At 39.3% G+C, this 1,075-nt stretch carries 3 protein-coding genes; 2 read left to right on the top strand and 1 reads right to left on the bottom strand.

The genetic code is table 11. The annotated features are described in order from the left end of the window. Positions 1–160: 160 nt before the first annotated feature. A complete protein-coding gene (locus JCM19033_RS28590; RefSeq protein WP_054637891.1) occupies positions 161–622 on the top strand; it encodes a helix-turn-helix domain-containing protein in 462 nt (153 codons plus the stop codon). Continuing rightward, positions 604–840: an ISL3 family transposase gene (locus JCM19033_RS21675; protein ID WP_054637892.1), complete on the top strand. Its 237-nt coding sequence runs from the start codon at positions 604–606 to the stop codon at positions 838–840. The genes JCM19033_RS28590 and JCM19033_RS21675 overlap by 19 nt, the downstream gene beginning before the upstream one ends. A 105-nt stretch (positions 841–945) precedes the next feature. On the opposite strand, the gene JCM19033_RS24680 is transcribed toward JCM19033_RS21675, so the two are convergent. Beyond that, a complete protein-coding gene (locus tag JCM19033_RS24680) occupies positions 946–1,065 on the bottom strand; it encodes an ATP-binding protein (RefSeq protein WP_306301435.1) in 120 nt (39 codons plus the stop codon). Positions 1,066–1,075: the final 10 nt, after the last annotated feature.

Consider the following 1,075-nt stretch of genomic DNA (forward strand, 5'->3'; position numbering starts at 1 on the left):
AATAAAAGAGGAAATCAATCGTCTGGTACCGCTTCGTTGGAGTATTGATTCAAAACATGAATCGTCTTACCGATCCTCTACTAAAACCTCTACAAGAATGGAAGATAAGAAACGAGAAAAGGGTGAAAGGGAGCGATGGGAATTGATTCAAAAGGTATAAATGAAGCATGAACAAGGAAAGAACATTAGTGCGATTAGCAGAGAAATGAATGTATCACGAAATACTGTCTATAAGTATTTAAAAATCAAGGAACCTCCAAGCCACAGACGACCTTCGCGCTTTGATGCTTTCCGCCCCCTAGTAAGTGATTTACTCAAAAGTAATAAAGGTGCAAATGAAATAGAAAGAATTTGCAGGCATGAAGGATATACAGGTTCTCGATCTACATTAAATAAAATGGTTGCACAAGAAATTAGGAATGCCCCAGCTCCCACAAAGTCAGTCAGAAGATCAAAAATCCTTACCCGCTTATGGAAAGCAGCAGATCCAAATGAATCCGACGTCTCTTTGGAAGAGTCGTGGACAGAAAAACAACCCGTTTTAATGGAATTACAATTATTAGCTCTTTCTTTTAGAAGAATCTTCAAAGAAAAAAAGAATCCTTGTTTGACCAATGGTTGAATAATTATAAGGAAAGTAAGTTCCCCGCCATTCAACAATTCATCAAAAGAATCCGTAAAGACGAAACAGCTGTCCGAAATGCAGTTCATTTACCATGGAGCAACGGGGTGGCCGAAGGTCATATCAACCGATTGAAAGTACACAAAGCAATCATGTATGGCAGAGGGAATTTTGATCTTTTGCGTCAGAAAGTACTTTACCGTGCAGAGCCTTCCTAGAATTGATAAGTTATTTTGAAAAAATACCCCTACTCCTTATCACGTCAGTGGGTGTACTTTCCCCAAAAGTTCGTAAGAACCGTGGAAATGAACATTTTTTGCTCGTTACGTTTGAGCACTTTTCGCTTGAAACAAAGATTCACGATACTTAATTCGATGACTGCCGCCATTCAAGTGAACGACTTCCGAGCGATGGAGAAGGCGATCCAAGATTGCTGTGGTAATACCTTGATCA

It is taken from the genome of Thalassobacillus sp. C254 (assembly GCF_001310615.1).